The organism is Pantoea alhagi (assembly GCF_002101395.1).
Lineage (GTDB): Bacteria > Pseudomonadota > Gammaproteobacteria > Enterobacterales > Enterobacteriaceae > Mixta > Mixta alhagi.
Map to the genome: position 1 here is coordinate 3,608,459 of NZ_CP019706.1, position 18,346 is coordinate 3,626,804.

Genomic DNA, 18,346 nt, shown 5'->3' on the forward strand with positions numbered 1-18,346 from the left:
TTTTAAAGAAAATGCGCGTTTTTTCAGGTAAATCCCGTTTACCAGATAGGTGTCTGGCTGCTCAGGACGTTATAATTTCAGCGAATTCCATAAGCGAAACGAGAATATTCCTGGTGACTTTCTGACAGGAAAATAACGTAAAAAGATGTTTCCTGTCTCGACGCCTGCATTAACGTCGCTTATGCTGGCAAAGCCTTGACCCCTATCATTCCCGGAGCCCGACCAATGAAAGCAGCCACTTTTCTGCTTGCTGGCGCTGCGCTGTTGCTCAGCGCATGTAGCAGCAGTGACAATGAGCCGCCACAGCAGGCCACCGCCGCGCATGTTCAGCCCAGAGTCAGTATGTCCTCTCTGGCGGAAAGCAACTGCGCCCTCGCGGGCGGAACCCTGGCATTTTCTCGTCAGCTGGACGGCAGTAGCACGGGAATGTGTCAGTTAGCCAATGGGCGTCGCTGTAGTGAAAGCGCGCTGGAAAGCGGAAGCTGCGCGCGCTTTTAACATTCTGGTGCGCACAGGGCGCACCAGAAAGAGTGACTAAACGCTGACCTCATTCGGGCAGGCCTCGCCTTTTGCCAGCTGTTGCAGGTTAGAGAGCGTGGTTTCTGAAATGGCGGTAAGCGCTTCAGCGGTTAAGAAAGCCTGATGACCGGTAAACAGAACGTTATGGCAGGCCGAAAGGCGACGGAACACATCGTCCTGAATCACGTCATTGGATTTGTCCTCAAAGAACAGATCGCGCTCATTTTCATAGACGTCCATGCCAAGCGAACCAATTTTCTGCTGTTTCAATGCCTCGATCGCGGCCTGAGAATCCACCAGTCCGCCACGGCTGGTATTGATGATCATTACCCCGTCCTTCATCTGGCTGAATGCGGCGGCATCCAGTAAATGATGGTTATCCGCCGTCAGCGGACAGTGCAGGGTAATCACATCGGATTCTTTAAACAGGCTTTTAATATCGACATATTCTGCGCCCAGATCCAACGCCTGTGGGTTTGGGTAAGGATCGAATGCCAGCAGGCGCATGCCAAAACCCTTTAAAATCCGCAGCGTCGCGATACCGATTTTACCGGTGCCCACCACGCCAGCGGTACGACCATGCATATTAAAACCGATTAATCCCTCCAGGGAGAAGTTGGCGTCGCGGGTGCGCTGATAGGCGCGATGAATACGACGGTTAAGCGTCATCATCATGCCTACTGCATGTTCCGCCACCGCTTCCGGCGAGTAGGCCGGTACGCGTACCACTTTCAGGCCCAGCTCGGCGGCCGCCGCTAAATCAACATTATTAAAACCGGCGCAGCGTAATGCGATGATTTTTACACCCTGGGCGCTAAGGATTTCCAGCACCGGGCGGCTGGCGTCATCATTAACAAAAATACAGACGGCTTCACAATTGACGGCGTTTATCGCAGTACGTTCGGTAAGCAAAAAATCAAAGTATTCGATATCGAAACCAAAGCGCTGGTTAACGTTATCCAGATATTTTTTGTCGTACTGTTTGGTGCTGTAGACCGCAAGCTTCATTGTCGACTCCTTATTATTGTCTCTTGATCCATTTTAGACTGGCAGGCCTGCGCCGTAACTTTTAATCTGCTGCCCGCGCATCCGGCGCTGCGCAATACAGAAAAGCGTAGCGAAACCTTCACCCTGGGTAATGAACATGCCATCATAGCCGCAGGATTTTTTACCGAACAGGACCGTTATAGCAATGCGATGGCGCTTATCTTTTGCTCTGGCCTCGCTGCTGGCGCTGGTTCTGCTGGTGCTGGCGCTATTGGGTAGCGTGACGTACTGGCTGCCGCGCCTGGCGGGAATCTGGTTGCCTGTGGGCACAAGTATTGCGCTGGATGCTTCACCGCGCTGGCAACAGGGAGCGCTGCGTTTTCCGGCGGTGCGCTATCTGGTTGCTGATTGCCAACTGGCTGAGCTGCAGCATCTCTCTCTGGGGTTTCAGGGCTCGCGCTGGCAGGCCCGTGCGCAACGCCTGGTGCTGGACACTGCCTGCCTGAGCCGTTTACCCGCCGACAGTCACTCTGCCAGTGCGCCGCGCTCGCTGGCGCAGTGGCAGGCGATGCTGCCATCTGCTGATGTTGCTATCGATCGTCTCATCATTAATCCTTATCAGAACTGGTCTGGCGCGCTGCGGCTGACGCTGGATGCAGATGCGCAACGGCTCGACTATCAGGGCGATAAACTGCGTCTGCTGGCCGATTTGCAGGGGCAGCGTCTCTCGCTGCGCCAGCTAACGCTACAGGCGCCCACGCTTAGCGAACCGGTTAGTCTGCACGGTTCGCTGATGCTGACAGAATTTGCCAACGGCGTGCCGGAAAGCGGCGAGCTTGGCGGCAACTTTACCCTGACGCAAGTACCGCATCCGTTGCGTTTTACGCTGACATGGCAGCAGCAGCAGGGCCGCCTGGTACTGCAAACGCCGCAGGATGCCGAGCCGCTGGTGGATCTTCCCTGGCAGGTAACGCCGGAGCAGATCCGCATTGAAAGCGGACGCTGGCGTTGGCCGTGGGCAGCGCAGCCGCTGGCGGGTGGCGTCGCGCTGGCCTTCTCTCACTGGCAGCAGGGGCTGGAAGCCACTGAAATTAGCGGACGGCTGAATATGCTGACGCAGGGCCGTGGCGGCAAAGGCAACATTGTGTTGACGCTGGGGCCAGGGCATTTATCCCTTACCGACAGCCAGCTACCGCTGCGCCTTACCGGAGAAAGCAAGCTGGCGGCGCTGCAGTTTTATGCCTCGCTACCCGGCACGCTGCAAGGTTCCCTGCTGGATCCGCAGTTATCTGTCGCGCCGGGCGCGCTGCTGCGTATGCGCGGACGCCTGCTTTCCACGCTGGACGTTGACGAGGCGCGCTGGCCGCTGGCTGGGGTAAGCCTTTCCGCCTCCGGCATTAATGGTCGTTTGCAGGCGATTTTGCGCGCACACGATACCCAAAAAGGGCGCTTTACGCTGCATCTGGATGGTCGCGCCAGCGAGTTTTGGCCCGATAGTGGGCGTTGGGCATGGCGCTACTGGGGCAACGGCTATCTGGCGCCGCTGGATGCCAAATGGGATGTGCAGGGCACCGGCAACTGGCACGATAGCGCTATTTCGTTAACGACGCTCTCTACCGGATTTGACCGGCTCAGCTACGACATGACCACGGTGAATCAGCCCCGGCTGCGGCTGGCGCAGCCGCTGGTCTGGCAGCGCGATGCCGGGCAGGCCGCGTTTCACGGTAAAATCACGCTTGATGCCGCAGCGACCCGCTTTGAACGTGGCGGTTATCTGCCGCCGTCGCGGCTGGAACTCACGCTAAAAGGCAGCGATCCGGCGCATTTTTTATTTAACGGCAGCCTGCAGGCGCAATCGATCGGCCCGATTCGCGTGAATGGTCGCTGGGACAGCGAGCGTTTGCGCGGACAGGCCTGGTGGCCGGCGCAATCCCTGACGGTTTTCCAGCCGCTGCTTAGTCCTGATTTGAAAATGAAAATTACCGGCGGCACGCTACGGGCGCAGGTGGCCTTCTCCGCCGCTGAACAGCAGGGCTTTACCGCAGGTGGGCACTGGGTGGTGCAAAACGGCGCGTTATGGATGCCGGATAACAGCATTGAAGGGGTTGATTTCTCACTGCCGTTTCGTCTGCATCAGAGCCGCTGGTCACTGGGCACGCATGGGCCCGTATCGCTGCGCATCAAAAACATCAATAACCAGTTTCTGATCCATGATGTTACCGCCCAGCTACAGGGCAGCTGGCCGTGGCAGGAGAGCGAACCGCTTACGCTGAGCAACGTCAGTCTGGCGCTGCTGGGCGGCACGCTGAGCCTGCAGCAGTTGCGTCTGCCGCAGCATCAGCCCGCGGTTATTCGTCTGCGCGAAATTAGCCTGAGCGAGCTGATCACCGCCCTTAAGCCAAAGCAGATCGCCATGTCCGGGCGCATCAACGGCGAGCTGCCGCTGTGGCTGGATAATTCCCCCTGGCTGGTTAAGGATGGCTGGATCGCTAACAGCGGCAACCTGACGCTGCGGCTGGATAAACAGATGGCTGATACCATAACGCAGAATAATATTGCCGCCGGTGCCGCACTGGACTGGCTGCGTTATATGGAAATCTCCCGTAGCTGGGCCAGGCTCAATCTCAATACCATCGGCGATCTCACCCTGCAGGCGGAAGTTAACGGCACCAGTCGTTTCAGCAATCGCGATCAGCATGTCAATCTGAACTATCGCCATCAGGAGAACCTGTTTCAGCTGTGGCGTAGCCTGCGTTTTGGCGATAATTTGCAATCCTGGGTAGAGCAAAACGCGGCTCTGCCTTCACAGAAGGACTCAAAGCATGAGAATTAATCGGATGCTGCTGCTGGCCTGTTGTTTTGGGTTAGGGGGCTGCGTACCGCGTATTGAGGTCGCGGCGCCAAAGGAACCGATTACCATCAATATGAATGTGAAAATCGAGCATGAAATCCATATCCGGGTAGATAAAGATGTGGAAGCGCTGCTGAAAGATCAGAATCTTTTTTAAGGAGCAGCATGATGAAAGGCTGGAGCGTACTCTTTCTGCTCTGCATGTTGACGGCAACACCGGCGCAGGCGCTGACGCTGGATGAGGCGCGTCAACAGGGGCGCGTTGGCGAAACCCTGAGCGGCTATCTGGCAGCACGTCAGCATGACGCAGAGACAGAGGCGCTAATCACGCACATCAATCAGCAACGTGAACAGCGTTATCGGGAAGTTGCGCAGCGTAACCAACTTTCTACCGCTGAAGTTGCGCGTATTGCCGGAGAAAAGCTGGTGCAGCGCGCCGCCGCCGGGGAGTATGTACAGGGGATTAACGGCAGGTGGGTAAGAAAACAGTAACGCGGCGGAGAGCCGGGGATAAAGCACAGGCGTAAGAATAACATGCTGGCCGCTGCTGCAGCGGCCAGCGCAGGCATCAGGCGGTTGCCAGCTGCTGCAAAACTTCTTTTGCTTCAGCGGTGGCTTTGGTGGCCACTTCCGGGCCGTAAGCGATACCTTCAGCAAAAACGAAGCTCACGTCGGTAATGCCGATAAAGCCGAGGAACAGCTGCACGTAAGGGGTCAGCAGATCGGTAGGCGTATCTTTATGAATGCCGCCACGGCTGGAAATCACTACCGCGCGTTTCCCTTTAACCAGGCCTTCCGGGCCCGCTTCGGTATAGCGGAAAGTGACGCCAGCGCGGGCGATCAAATCGAAATAGTTTTTCAGCTGAGTAGGGATATTGAAATTGTACATCGGCGCCGCAATAACAATCACATCGTGCGCGTTCAGTTCAGCGATCAGCTCATCAGAGAGCGCCAGCGCTTCTTGCTGACGCGGGGTCAGTTCGGCATCGGAAGGACGCAGTGCGCCGACCAGTTCGCCATCCAGTACCGGGATCGGGGTTGCAGCCAGATCGCGTACCGTTACCTGATCGCCGTTCGCACTGGCCTCGGCGGCATAAAAATCGGCCAGCTGGCCTGACTGAGAGTAACCGGCAAGAATACTGGATTTTAAAACTAATACTTTGCTCATGCTGTTTTCCTGTCTGCTGATTAGGGAAGTCTGTCTGCTCAATGGTTTACACTGTAGGGAGTTTAACTCAGCAGTGAAAGCGCAATATTTCGAGTCCTATGTTCAAAATTCCTGAACAAGCCCAGAGGCAATCTTTGTCAATACGCGGCCTGTGTTACCATACGCCGCAATAAATGAACGTAATGTCGGCCAGTGCCGACCACGCGGCGGCCATAACAGCAATCAGAAGCCGCTGTGTTAATAAGGTAATAACTATGTCTGTCGAATCAAACACATCGCCGCTGGCCCCTTTCTGGGCGCGGCTGGATAGCGTGACGCTGCGGGATCGCCAGCGCCTGCAACGTCGCCTGCACGGTGCTAAAAAGGTAAAAAACCCAACGGCCTGGCAGAGTATCGCCGAGGAGCTGGAGAAAGAGTTTGCGCTGGCCGAACAGCGTTTGCAGCAGCGCCAGGCGGCGACGCCGGTTATTCGCTTCCCGGAGAATCTGCCGGTTAGCCAGAAACAGCAGGAGATTGCTGACGCCATTCGCGATCATCAGGTGATTATCGTGGCGGGTGAAACCGGCTCCGGTAAAACCACCCAGCTGCCGAAAATTTGTCTGACGCTGGGGCGCGGCGTCAAAGGATTGATCGGCCACACGCAGCCGCGTCGTCTGGCGGCGCGCACGGTAGCCAACCGTATTGCCGATGAGCTGGAAACCTCACTGGGCGGCTGCGTCGGCTATAAAGTGCGCTTTAACGATCAGGTCAGCGACAATACGCAGATCAAACTGATGACGGACGGTATTCTGCTGGCAGAAATCCAGCAGGACCGGCTGTTAATGCAGTACGACACCATCATTATTGATGAAGCGCATGAACGTAGCCTGAATATCGATTTTCTGCTGGGCTATCTGCGTGAGCTGTTGCCGCGCCGTCCCGATCTAAAAGTGATTATTACCTCGGCGACCATCGATCCGCAGCGCTTTTCACGCCATTTCAATAATGCGCCGGTGGTGGAAGTTTCCGGGCGCACGTATCCGGTCGAGGTGCGCTATCGTCCGGTGGTTAACGATGTGGATGACAGCGATCGCGATCAGCTGCAGGCAATTTTTGATGCGGTCGATGAGCTGGCACAGGAGAGCAGCGGCGATATCCTGATCTTTATGAGCGGCGAGCGTGAAATCCGTGATACCGCCGATGCGCTAAGCAAGCGCGACCTGCCGCATACGGAAATTCTGCCGCTTTATGCGCGCCTGTCCAACGCCGAGCAGAACCGGGTGTTTCAGTCACACAGCGGACGTCGCATCGTGCTGGCCACCAACGTCGCGGAAACTTCGCTTACGGTGCCCGGCATCAAATATGTTATCGACCCCGGCACTGCACGCATCAGCCGCTACAGCTACCGTACCAAAGTGCAACGCCTGCCGATCGAGCCGGTATCGCAGGCATCGGCTAATCAGCGCAAGGGGCGCTGTGGCCGCGTCTCTGAAGGGATCTGTATCCGTCTCTATTCCGAGGAAGATTTTTTAAGCCGCCCGGAATTTACCGACCCGGAGATTCTGCGTACCAACCTGGCATCGGTTATTTTGCAGATGACCGCGCTGGGGCTGGGCGATATCAGCGCCTTCCCGTTTGTTGAAGCACCCGATAAGCGCAATATTCAGGATGGCGTGCGCCTGCTGGAAGAGTTGGGCGCGATTACCGAAGAGGAAAATGGCCGCTATCGCCTGACGCCGTCGGGCCGCCAGCTGGCGCAGTTGCCGGTGGATCCGCGGCTGGCGCGGATGGTGCTGGAAGCGCAGAAATATGGCTGCGTGCGCGAAGTGATGATTATCGTCGCAGCGCTCTCAATTCAGGACCCGCGTGAGCGACCGGTAGAAAAGCAGCAGGCCGCTGATGAGAAACATCGGCGCTTCGCCGATAAAGAATCTGACTTTATCGCCTTCGTTAACCTGTGGAACTATCTCCAGGAGCAGCAGAAAGCGCTGTCCGGCAACGCTTTTCGTCGCCAGTGTAAAACAGACTATCTCAACTATCTGCGCGTGCGCGAATGGCAGGATATTTATACCCAGCTGCGCCAGGTCGTACGTGAACTGGGCATGCCGGTAAATAGCGAACCGGCGCCGTACCGTGAAATTCACACCGCACTGCTGACCGGTTTGCTGTCGCATATTGGCATGAAGGATGCCGAAAAGCAGGAGTTCAGCGGCGCGCGTAACGCCCGTTTCTCCATCTTCCCCGGCTCGTCGCTGTTTAAAAAGCCGCCAAAATGGGCCATGGTCGCGGAGCTGGTGGAAACCAGCCGACTATGGGGACGTATTGCCGCGCGGATCGATCCCGAATGGATCGAGCCGATTGCCCAGCATCTGCTAAAACGCAGCTACAGCGAACCGCACTGGGAGAAAGCGCAGGGCGCGGTGATGGCGATGGAAAAAGTGACGCTGTACGGCCTGCCTATCGTGAACGCGCGCAAGGTCAACTACGGCAAAATCGATCCGCAGCTGTCGCGTGAACTGTTTATTCGTCATGCGCTGGTCGAGGGCGACTGGCAAACGCGCCACGCCTTCTTTAAGGCCAACCAGAAGCTGCGCAGCGAAGTAGAAGATCTGGAGCATAAATCGCGCCGCCGCGACATTCTGGTGGACGATGAAACACTGTTTGCCTTTTATGACAGCCGCGTGGCGCATGAAGTGGTTTCCGCTCGTCACTTTGACAGCTGGTGGAAAAAGGCCAGTCAGCAAACGCCCGATCTGCTCAGTTTCGATAAAGAGATGTTGATTAAGCAGGGTGCGGATAAGGTCAGCAAACTGGATTATCCCAATTTCTGGCAACAGGGGAATCTCAGGCTACGCCTGAGCTATCAGTTTGAGCCCGGCGCTGATGCCGATGGCGTAACCGTGCATATTCCGCTGCCGCTGTTAAATCAGGTCGAAGAGAGCGGCTTTGAATGGCAAATTCCCGGTCTGCGCCGCGAGCTGATTGTGGCGCTGATTAAATCGCTGCCGAAGCCGGTTCGGCGTAATTTCGTGCCTGCGCCCAACTACGCCGAGGCATTTTTGGGGCGCGTGACCAGCACTGAAATGCCGTTACTGGATGCGCTGGAGCGCGAGTTCCGCCGCATGACCGGCGTGACTATTGACCGCGAGGCCTGGCAATGGGATCTGGTGCCCGATCACCTGAAAATAACGTTCCGCGTGCTGGATGAGCATAACCGCAAGCTGAAAGAAGGGAAGGATCTGACGGCCCTGAAGACGGCGCTGAAAAGCAAGGTTCAGGAAACGCTGTCGAAAGTGGCCGACGATGGGCTGGAGCAGAGCGGCTTGCATATCTGGAGCTTTGGCGATCTGCCCAGCCAGTTTGAGCAGAAGCGCGGCAGCTACAGCGTAAAGGCCTGGCCGGCGCTGGTGGATGAAAAAGATAGCGTGGCGATTCGCCTGTTTGACAGCCAGCATGAGCAGCAAAAAATGATGTGGCGCGGTCAGCGCCGTCTGCTGCTGTTGAACATTCCTTCGCCGATAAAATACCTGCATGAGAAACTGCCAAACAAAGCCAAGCTGGGGCTTTACTTTAATCCCTACGGCAAGGTGCTGGAGCTGATCGATGACTGTATTACCTGCGGTATAGATAAGCTGATGGCAGAAAATGGCGGGCCAGCCTGGAAAGAAGAGGAATATCAACAGCTGCATGAGAAAGTACGTGCCGGGCTGAACGACACGGTGGTGGAGATCGCCAAACTGGTCGAGCAGATCCTGACAGCGGTATTTAATATCAACAAACGGCTGAAAGGGCGCGTGGATATGACCATGGCGCTGGGGCTGTCAGATATTAAAGCACAGATGAGCGGCCTGGTTTACCGTGGTTTTGTGACCCAGAACGGCTGGAAACGTCTGCCCGATACGCTGCGTTACCTGCGGGCGATTGAGCGGCGGCTGGAGAAATTGCCGGTTGATCCGCACAGCGATCGGGCGCGTATGTTGAAAGTGGAGCAGGTGCAGCAGGCCTGGCAGAGTTGGCTGAATAAGCTGCCGCCTGCCCGTCGCGATGATGAGGATGTGCAGGAGATCCGCTGGATGATCGAAGAGCTACGTGTCAGCTATTTCGCTCAGCAGCTTGGCACGCCTTATCCTGTCTCTGATAAACGCATCCTGCAGGCAATGGAGCAGATTGCTGCCTGATGCACGCTGGCCGTTGGGTTATTCAGCGGCCAGCGCTTCCAGCTCGTCATGAAACGCGGTCACGGCTATCGCCCGGTTATCGGCGCGGTAGCGATCTGCCGCCGCCGGTGCCGAGCTTTGTACTGCAATAAGCCGCCAGCCTTCGGCAGTTTGCAGCAGTAAAGGCGATCCGCTGTCGCCAGGCAGGGTATCGCACTGATGTGACAGTACCGAACGCTGCGCCCAGCCAGTAATCAAACAGTCGCTGTGTGACCAGAGCGCATCAAGATGATCTTCCGGGTAACCCGCCTGAGTGACTTTACGGCCAGTGGTTTTTAACGCGGCGGTCAGATCGCTGCGCGAGCCGCTAAACAGTGGCACTGGCGTGATACCGGAAGGTGGGTTGCGCAGTACAATCAGACCGTAGTCATACGGAGCGGCTGCCGCCGGCACAATCCAGCCATCGCCATCCGCCTTGAGTTTTTTCCCCAGGCCTGGATCCACGCGTCCTTCAATATCATGAATCTCATAGCGCCAGCCGTTATCGCTGGCAATAAAGCGCAGCGCAACCGGCTTATCAAGCTTGCCTGGTGGTGTAACCAGACAATGCCCGGCGGTCAGCGCCAGATGTGTTGAAATAAGCGTTGCGCTGCAGAGGTTACCGCTGGCGGTTTCCAGTTGCCCAATCGCTTCCCAGGGCACGCTGGCGGGATGCGTAATGGGCTGACGATCGTCATGATCAAAGAACAGTGTCTTGAGCTCTTCAGGACCTGGGGCATCATCGCTCTCATCATCCGCATGAGAAAAGCTGGAAAAACAGAGTAAACCCACTACTAACACAGCCGTTATGCGCATATCTCACTCAAAGAAGGGGAGAATTATAAGAAAAAAAGGATTAACACGCGTCATGCGTAACTATAGACGGTGAGAAGCAAAAAAGGGAGTTTAATTCGGAATATCAGTACGCTACGTGCATCAAACGTAGAAGCAGGCCGCAATGACACCGCAGAGGATCATGACGAAGAGAATAATTTCGAAACGATAGCGACGTATCACTTCTGCTACTCCAGGATAAAACACCCGGCAAACCGGGTGTCTGAGATAGATAACCAGGCACCTGCGCCTCAGGCGATTTTAAGCATCGCCGCTTATCACGCCCGGTAGCCCGGGCGTCGTCAGGCGGTTATCGCGGGGAGCTTTGATGCTTATTTTGCGGCAGGCTTAACCACTTTTTTATGATGCTTTTTTGCCGCCTGCGCTTTCTGCGCTACCGGCTTAGCGGCATGTTTGTGATGTTTTTTCGCCGCCTGTGCTTTCTGCGCTGCTGGCTTAGCGGCATGTTTGTGATGCTTTTTCGCCGCCTGTGCTTTCTGCTCTGCCGGTTTAGCCGCCTTTTTATGGTGCTTTTTCGCGGCCTGCGCTTTTTGCGCGGCGGCTTTTTTATGTTTGTGATGGACCACTTTGTGTGAGGCTTTCGCCGGAGCAGCAGTGGTCGTCGTCGCGGTGGCAGCCAGAGCGGCAGCAGTATCCGCTGCGAAAGCCACGGAAGAGATACCCATAGCAGCGGCTACAACCAGAGCAAATAATTTTTTCATTGCAAGACCCTCTATTTCTTTATCATTAGCCCACTGCGGGGCCGGTGAAGAGACTATAGAGAAACGCAGTTGGGCTTTCCGTGAGTGATTGGTATCGGCGTGTAACCGAATGTACAGCGCGGAAGAAATCTGGCCTGCTGATCAGCAGGCCAGTTAACGGCGGAAGGCTATGCAGAGGCCAGATAACGCTGTTCCAGATGGCGACGGAAATGCAGCGGGTTGAGATCTTCACCGCTCGCCTGAGTGATCAACTGGGCGGTAGGGAATCGGCTGCCGTGCTGCCAGATATTCTGCGAAAGCCAGTTAAAAATCGGCTGCAGCTCACCGGCGGCGATCTGCGCTTCCAGCTGCGGCAGCGCGCGCTTCAGCGCCTGAAACAGCTGCGCCGCATACATTGCGCCCAGCGTATAGGTTGGGAAATAGCCGAATGCGCCGTCGGTCCAGTGAATATCCTGCATACAGCCATCACGGTAGTTGCCTTTGGTATCCAGACCCAGATAGCGCTGCATCTTCTCATCCCACAGCGCCGGAATGTCGTCCACCTCAATATCACCGGCAATCAGGGCGCGTTCGATTTCATAACGCAGGATAACATGTAGCGGATAGCTGACTTCATCGGCATCAACACGAATAAAACCGCGCTTCACACGCTGGTTAAGCCGCACAAAATTAGCGGGCGTCAAAGCGGGCTGTTCGCCCATCTGCGCAACAACCTGCGGCAGTATGTGCTGCAGAAACGGTGCGCTGCGCGCCAGCTGCATTTCAAAGAACAGACTTTGCGACTCATGAACCGCAGTGGATCGCGCCAGCGCTACCGGCTGACCACGCCAGGTTTTCGGCAGATTTTGCTCATAGCGGGCGTGTCCGGTTTCATGGATCACGCCCATCATGGCGCTGATGAATTCGTTTTCGTTATAGCGCGTAGTGATGCGCACATCATCCGGGACGCCACCGCAGAAAGGATGCGCGCTGACGTCCAGGCGACCGGCGTTAAAATCGAATCCAAGCAGTTTCATCAACTGCAAACCCAGCTGACGCTGCGCCTCGATCGGAAAAGGGCCGACGGGCGTATCAACCGGCTCGGCAGCCTGTTTTTCCACTACGCGCGCGAGCAGGTCCGGCAGCCACTGGATAAGATCGCCAAAAGTTACGTCAAGCTGAGCGCTGGTCATACCCGGCTCATAAAGGTCCAGCAGCGCGTCATAGCGTGAACAGCCCGCCGCCTGAGCGCGAATTTCTGCCTCTTCGCGACTCAGGCGCACCACCTCTTTCAGACTGGCGGCGAAACCCTGCCAGTCATTCGCGGGCCGCTGTTGCCGCCAGGCATGCTCACAGCGTGACCCCGCCAGCGATTTAGCTTCCACCAGCGCAGCGGGAAGCAGCGCCGCCTGCTGCCAGGCACGTTGCATCTCCAGCAGGTTGGCCTGCTCCACATCATTCAACGATTCTTGTTGCGCCGCCTCCAGCAGGGTTTTAACCCGGCTGTCGGTGAGCAACTGGTGCTGCAACACGCTCAGCTCGGCCAGCGCTTCACCGCGCACCTGGCTGCCGGCGGGCGGCATCATGGTTTGCATATCCCAGCCGGCAATGGCGGAAAGATGTCCAAAGCGCGACAGGCGCTGAAAGGTTTGGGTAAGTTGTTGATAAGCAGATGTCACGCAGATCTCCTTGCTCAGTTAAGGCGGTTCGCCGTATCTCGCAAGGGTAAATCAACCGGCCAGCAAAAGCGAACGCTGGCACCGCCCAGCGGGCTGCTGTCGATGGTAACGTGACCGTCAAGCGCCAGCGCCACGGACTGCACAATCGCTAAACCCAGACCGCAACCGCCAGTGGCCCGGTCACGGCTGGGATCGAGCCGGACAAACGGCTCAAGAACGCGCTGCCGCTCCTCTGCCGGGATCCCCGGGCCATCGTCTTCCACCTGCAAACAGGCCTGATTGCCGTCGAACCACAGGCCAACCCGCAATCGCTGCTGCGCATAGCGCAGCGCATTATTGACCAGGTTATCCAGTACGCGCTCCATGAGTCGCGTATCGGAGACGCCAAAATTGTCGCGCTGCGGCAGATCCAGGGCGATGTCATAGTCAGGGTGAACAGAACGAATGTCAGCAATACGCTCGTTGAGCCAGCTGGCAAGATTGACCGGCTGAAGAAACAGATCTACCTGTGGACGATCGAGGCGCGCGTAGGTTAATAGCTCTTCGATCAGGGACTCCAGCTGTCCAATGTCACGCCTAAGCGCGGTGGATTCTGCCGCGCTAAGGTTATCACTCATCTCCAGTCGGTAGCGCAGCCGCACCAGCGGCGTGCGCAGCTCGTGGGCAATGTTATCAATCAGCTGTTTTTTACTGGCCACCAGCGTATTGATATTGTCCGCCATCTGGTTAAAAGCCACCCCCAGGCGTAGCAGGCTCGAGGCGTTATCAAAATGGATACGTTCACCAAGATGGCCCTTACCGAAGCGCTGCGCCGCCGACTCCAGCTTCAGCATATCTTTCCAGTAGGGACGCATCCAGATAAACACCGGCAGCGCCAGCGACATACCGATAAAGGCCAGTAGCGCAATATCCAGCAGCCGCATCTCATGCAGAAAGAACAGATAGGGGATAGGCCCGACCGCCAGCACATAGTGGCTGCGGGGAATATGCTGTAAAAAAGTGTACTCGTCATCCAGCGCGACAATTTCTCCAGCGCGCAGGCGGCGCATGCTGCCAGCATCAAGCTGATATTTGGTGATCGGCTCGATATGCAGCTTAAAGGAGAGATTAAGGTCGAGATTGTTAATGGTTTTGTTCCAGTCGCGCGGCGGAATTTCCCGTAGCTCGCTGCGCATCAAATAGAGCGAGCTTTTCATTAGGTCATCCATCGACTGCCGCCCGGCGCGCTCAGCGGTAAACTTATAGACCAGCCCCACCAGCATGGTCATCACCAGGAAACAGACAAACAGCAGCAGATAAAACTGAATAAAAAGTTTTCTCATTACGCGTGGGTATCCCAGGCATGGGGCGCAAACAGATAACCTTTGTTACGAATGGTTTTGATGCGATAAGGTTCAGTTGCGCTGTCCTGTAGCTTTTTCCGCAGGCGCGAAATAGCCACATCGATACTGCGATCCATGCCGTCATAGCTAACGCCACGCAGGGTTTTCAGCAGGGCATCGCGGTTAAGGATTTGCCCGGCATGGATAGCCAGCTCCCAGAGCAGATCGTAATCGGCAGTGGAAAGGGCGATAACCTCGTCGCCCAGCGTGACCTGGCGATTAAGAGGATCGATGGTGAGCGAGCCAAAGCGCAGCGTTTTTTGGCTGTTAACCGCCGGGGCGATCTCATCATGCTGCGCCACGCTCGCCTGACGCAAATGCAGGCGCAGACGTGCCAGCAGCACTGCCGGCGGCGTGGTTTTCAGGATATAGTCATTCGCGCCCATCTCCAGCGACAGAATATGATTCATATCGCTGTCCAGCGAGGTCAACAGCACGATCGGGCCTGGCCAGCTGGCGCGCAAATCGCGGCACAATGTCATGCCATCTTTCCCGGGTAACATAATATCCAGCATCACCAGATCAGGCTGTTCGCGGGCGATAACCTCTTCAGCGCGATCGCCACGGCTTTCAATAATCACCTCAAGGCCGTGACGGCTTAGCCAGGCGGCGATCAGCTCACCTACCTCGGGATCATCTTCTACGAAAACTATTTTATTCATGATACGGGAATTCAGGCTGCGGAGCACAGCAGCATAACCTTTTCAGTTAATAACAACTATCAACGTCACTTAAATGACGTAAGATGTCTATTACAAGCCGGGGAAACTATGCCATTATATCTGCAGGGTTGTTAATGTAGGTTGTAACCCTTTTTTTCTGGCCAGGAGGAGAGTGAGGGTGTCAGATAAACCGCTGGCGTCTGCGGGGCTAAGCGACCGCATCTGCTTCAATTATACCGATTTTCTTGCTGCATCCTGTAAAAAGCGCTGGAGCTTTGTCGATGCGATTTATGGCGTAATGCCTATTTTCGGCATGGTGACGCGTAATCCGGCGGATTCGCAACGGCCGCCTTCCGAGCGGTTAAAAGAATTAGCGCTGCAAATCATTTCGACCCAGGTAAGCGATGAGATCAACATCGCCCGGCTGATTACCTTAGCCGAACAGCAGCATATCGCGCAGTTTGATATTTTATTGCCTTATCCGCTCTCCAGCGATCAGCTTGACGCTATTCATCAGGAATATCGCAAGCCATTGTTGCTGTCGCAGCAGGAGGAGCGGCTGACCATTCAGTTTCCAGCCGCCCCACATTAGTTACTTCATTAACATCCATGTCGCCGGAAAGGCGCCCACCACCAGCAGAGCGATGGCAACACGTTCGACCATGCTCAGCGCACTGAATGCCCGACCGCCACGGCGGGCAAACAGAAACAGCAGCATACCCGGCGCGTAGAGAACCACCGACAGCAGCAGATGCAGCGGGCCGGAAGCATAAAGCAGCCACAGGCCATATATGCAGGCGCCCAGCGCCACCGCCGTCATCCATGCCTCGCCTTTGTTCCACACCAGCTTCAGCAAATACGCGCCTACCAGAAAATAGGGCACCAGCACCATTTCCGACGCGATGGTCAGCAGCGTGTTGTAATCAGAATTGGTTAACCAGATTAAGATCAGGCAAACCTGCACGCTGCCGTTGGTTAACCACAGCGAGGCAGAAGGGGCGTTATGACGATTTTGCCTGCTAAGGCTACGCGGAAACGCCCCCTGCTGTGCTGCGATTAAAGGCACTTCGGCAGCCATAATCGTCCAGCTCAGATAGGCACCGCATACGGAAACCACCAGCCCCAGCGCGATAACTGCATTACCCCATGAGCCAATCAGTTTGGTCATCAATCCGGCCATAGAGGGATTGCGCATCTCCGCCAGCTCAGCGCGTGGCACAATACCCAGCGAGAGCAGAGTAACCAGCAGATAAACGGTAAGGGCCGCCAGTACCGCCAGCAGCGTGGCTTTACCGACGTCGCGTTTATTACGCGCCCGTGCTGAAACCACCACCGCGCCCTCTACGCCGATAAATACCCACAGCGTAATCAGCATGGTTTGCTTGACCTGCTCCCAAACCGGCTGCCCCAGCTCAACGCCGGTAAAATCGAAGCGGAACCGGTCAAGGTTAAAAGCAATTATCGCCAGCACCACGAACAGGCCGAGCGGCACCAGTTTGCCCAATGTGGCGAGCATATTAATACTGGCCGCTGTCTGCACGCCGCGTAAAACCAGCCAGTGGACCAGCCACAGCAGCAGCGAAGCGCCGAGCATCGCCTGCCAGGTATTGCCATCGCCAAAAATCACATGCCCCGGGGAGTCGGTAAAAAAGCTCAGGGCAGAGAACACGATAACCAGATAAGAAACATTGGCGATCACGGCGCACAGCCAGTAACCCCAGGCGGAGCTAAAGCCCACCAGTTCGCCGAACCCATCGCGGGCATAGGTAAAAATTCCGCCGTCCAGCTCCGGCTTCAGGCGCGTCAACAGCAGCAGCGCCAGCGAAAGAAACAGAATACCCGCGCCGGTAATGGCCCAACCGATAAGAAGCGCGGCGGGGCTGGCTACCGCAGCCATATTTTGCGGCAGGCTAAAAACCCCTGCGCCCAGCATGGAGCTGAGTACCAGCGCGGTCAGCGCGCTAAGGCCTAATTTTTTGTCCAAGAAACCGTCCTGAAACAGAATAAATAACCAGGGAACCGCGTAGCGGTTGACGTTTAATCAGGCTGAAAGAGATGGAACCGCTCTTTTTCGCTGAAATAAGGCCGGGATTTTACGGAGTGCGAAGGCGTCGCGCAATGCGTGTCTATGCAAAAAGCGCTACAGATTATTCAGAATATGACGGAGCGGCAGAAGCGCCGCTCCGGAAAGAAGGTTATTTAAACAGATCGGCAGTAACGGTCAGGTTGCCGCCGCTCTGGTTCTGCCACTGACGCGTCACGTGGTAGAACTTAGCGCCTTTCTCCGCAGCACGCTTGGCGACCGCTTCAGAGATCTCCGTCGGCGTACCGAAGTGGCCAGTAAAGGTAACGGTATCAAACGGCTGCATCTGCGCAGCGGTAATCGCGTTCACTTCCTGAATCTCTGTGCCGTTCGGCAGGCGCACGGTATAACGCTCACCGGAAGAGCTCTGGGTTTCGAAGAAACGACCCACTTTATTGCTTGGCGTTTCTGACGAGGCTACGCCGGGCAGCTCTACCTGTTTCGCAGCAGCGCCGCCAGCGGCCAGCGCCGCTTTACCCGCTTCCGAGTTACGTGGGATAGCATTCGGGCTTTGCACCTGACGTTTTGGCGCATCGGCTTTATAGACATACGCGGTGACATACTGGTTGCCGCCGCTGTTGGCGTCAATCTGACGTACAATAAAGAAAGAGGCAGCGCCTTTTTCTTTAGCGGCTTTGCCAATCGCTTCATTCACTTCCGGCTGGCTATGGTAAAAGCCGCTGACGGAAACGGTATCGAAAGGCTCCAGCGTATAGGCTTCCGCTTTAGGCAGCTCTTTTACGCCGCTAAAGTAGCGATAGCCTGGCGTTTTGTCTGCGGCAGGGGCATCGGCGTGATAGAGATCGGCCGTAACGCGCCAGTTGCCGCTGTTGCCTGTTGCGTCATTGATTCCCTGAATATAAAAGGCTGCTGCGCCCTTGCTATCCGCACGACGGGAAACCGCCTCGCTGGCATCACCAATAGAATTAAAACGACCGCTAATATTAATACGTTCGAATGGTTTCAACGCGGCCGCTTTTTCTGGTGAAAGCTCCTGCGCCGCCTGGGCGGTCAGCGCCATTGATGACAGCAGAGCAGTCAACAGAAGAGTGTTCTTCAGCTTCATAAAAATAATCCTTCGCCTTACGCAAAAATTGAGTACGAAAACGTGCTGGACTCTTGATGTGTAACAGATTAGCTGGAGATTATTGCATGTAATAATGGCCGCTGTCTCAGGCAATTTATGCCATTCAGGCTTTGAGATTTCATCACTAAAAAGTGCGCCTGCAATGAACGCAATTTGCCCGGGATTGGGGGGCAGTTATCGATTTAAGCGGTTAATCATACAACTAATTTAGTTAATTA

The 18,346-nt window shown here is 55.9% G+C and carries 15 protein-coding genes and 1 pseudogene; 6 read left to right on the forward strand and 10 right to left on the reverse strand.

The genetic code is table 11. From position 1 onward, the window contains the following. Positions 1 to 225: 225 nt before the first annotated feature. Positions 226 to 498, forward strand: a complete 273-nt coding sequence (locus B1H58_RS17080; RefSeq protein WP_085071653.1) for a putative hemolysin — start codon at positions 226 to 228, stop codon at positions 496 to 498. A 36-nt stretch (positions 499 to 534) separates the two neighbouring features. Here B1H58_RS17080 and B1H58_RS17085 read toward each other — a convergent pair whose 3' ends face one another. Next, on the reverse strand, positions 535 to 1,527 hold the full coding sequence (locus B1H58_RS17085; protein ID WP_085071654.1) for a 2-hydroxyacid dehydrogenase: 993 nt from the start codon (positions 1,525 to 1,527) through the stop codon (positions 535 to 537). Between the two features lie 184 nt (positions 1,528 to 1,711). On the opposite strand from B1H58_RS17085, the gene B1H58_RS17090 reads away from it, so the two are divergent. The 3 genes from B1H58_RS17090 to B1H58_RS17100 are packed head-to-tail and all read left to right on the forward strand — an operon-like array spanning position 1,712 to position 4,849. Further along, the gene (locus B1H58_RS17090) at positions 1,712 to 4,339 is read left to right on the forward strand and encodes a YdbH family protein (RefSeq protein WP_085071655.1); all 2,628 of its coding nucleotides are present in this window, start codon (positions 1,712 to 1,714) and stop codon (positions 4,337 to 4,339) included. Continuing rightward, entirely contained in the window at positions 4,329 to 4,514 is a 186-nt protein-coding gene (locus B1H58_RS17095; protein WP_085071656.1) for a YnbE family lipoprotein, read from the forward strand. Before B1H58_RS17090 ends, B1H58_RS17095 begins: the two co-directional genes overlap by 11 nt. An 11-nt stretch (positions 4,515 to 4,525) precedes the next feature. After that, a complete protein-coding gene (locus B1H58_RS17100) occupies positions 4,526 to 4,849 on the forward strand; it encodes a YdbL family probable chaperone protein (RefSeq protein ID WP_085071657.1) in 324 nt (107 codons plus the stop codon). 76 nt (positions 4,850 to 4,925) lie between these two features. On the opposite strand, the gene B1H58_RS17105 is transcribed toward B1H58_RS17100, so the two are convergent. Further along, complete coding sequence (locus tag B1H58_RS17105) at positions 4,926 to 5,525, reverse strand: FMN-dependent NADH-azoreductase (RefSeq protein WP_085071658.1); 600 nt, start codon at positions 5,523 to 5,525, stop codon at positions 4,926 to 4,928. 254 nt (positions 5,526 to 5,779) lie between these two features. On the opposite strand from B1H58_RS17105, the gene hrpA reads away from it, so the two are divergent. Further along, positions 5,780 to 9,682, forward strand: coding sequence for an ATP-dependent RNA helicase HrpA (gene hrpA / locus B1H58_RS17110; protein ID WP_085071659.1), 3,903 nt, complete (start codon positions 5,780 to 5,782; stop codon positions 9,680 to 9,682). Positions 9,683 to 9,700: 18 nt separating this feature from the next. On the opposite strand, the gene B1H58_RS17115 is transcribed toward hrpA, so the two are convergent. The 6 genes and pseudogenes from B1H58_RS17115 to rstA all read right to left on the reverse strand — a co-directional run bounded on the left by B1H58_RS17115 (position 9,701) and on the right by rstA (position 14,958). Then, positions 9,701 to 10,516, reverse strand: a complete 816-nt coding sequence (locus B1H58_RS17115; protein ID WP_085071660.1) for a trypsin-like serine peptidase — start codon at positions 10,514 to 10,516, stop codon at positions 9,701 to 9,703. A 120-nt stretch (positions 10,517 to 10,636) separates the two neighbouring features. Continuing rightward, on the reverse strand, positions 10,637 to 10,741 hold the full coding sequence (gene ydgU / locus B1H58_RS21370; protein WP_472462600.1) for a small membrane protein YdgU: 105 nt from the start codon (positions 10,739 to 10,741) through the stop codon (positions 10,637 to 10,639). A 128-nt stretch (positions 10,742 to 10,869) separates the two neighbouring features. Beyond that, positions 10,870 to 11,256, reverse strand: a pseudogene (gene asr / locus B1H58_RS17120) (acid resistance repetitive basic protein Asr); the annotation flags it as partial. A 167-nt stretch (positions 11,257 to 11,423) separates the two neighbouring features. After that, positions 11,424 to 12,914: a carboxypeptidase M32 gene (locus tag B1H58_RS17125; RefSeq protein ID WP_085071662.1), complete on the reverse strand. Its 1,491-nt coding sequence runs from the start codon at positions 12,912 to 12,914 to the stop codon at positions 11,424 to 11,426. Between the two features lie 14 nt (positions 12,915 to 12,928). Next, positions 12,929 to 14,236 (reverse strand): two-component system sensor histidine kinase RstB, encoded by a 1,308-nt coding sequence (rstB, locus tag B1H58_RS17130; protein WP_085071663.1) that lies wholly within the window; start codon positions 14,234 to 14,236, stop codon positions 12,929 to 12,931. Next, on the reverse strand, positions 14,236 to 14,958 hold the full coding sequence (gene rstA, locus B1H58_RS17135; protein WP_085072353.1) for a two-component system response regulator RstA: 723 nt from the start codon (positions 14,956 to 14,958) through the stop codon (positions 14,236 to 14,238). Before rstA ends, rstB begins: the two co-directional genes overlap by 1 nt. 178 nt (positions 14,959 to 15,136) lie before the next feature. Between rstA and B1H58_RS17140 the strand changes: the two genes are divergently transcribed. Continuing rightward, a complete protein-coding gene (locus B1H58_RS17140) occupies positions 15,137 to 15,550 on the forward strand; it encodes a hypothetical protein (protein ID WP_085071664.1) in 414 nt (137 codons plus the stop codon). Here the strand turns inward: B1H58_RS17140 and B1H58_RS17145 are convergent, their stop codons facing one another. Together B1H58_RS17145 and ydgH are read right to left on the reverse strand one after the other, a co-directional pair. Then, a complete protein-coding gene (locus tag B1H58_RS17145) occupies positions 15,551 to 16,942 on the reverse strand; it encodes a basic amino acid/polyamine antiporter (RefSeq protein ID WP_085071665.1) in 1,392 nt (463 codons plus the stop codon). A gap of 211 nt (positions 16,943 to 17,153) precedes the next feature. After that, complete coding sequence (ydgH, locus tag B1H58_RS17150; RefSeq protein WP_085071666.1) at positions 17,154 to 18,107, reverse strand: DUF1471 family protein YdgH; 954 nt, start codon at positions 18,105 to 18,107, stop codon at positions 17,154 to 17,156. Positions 18,108 to 18,346: the final 239 nt, after the last annotated feature.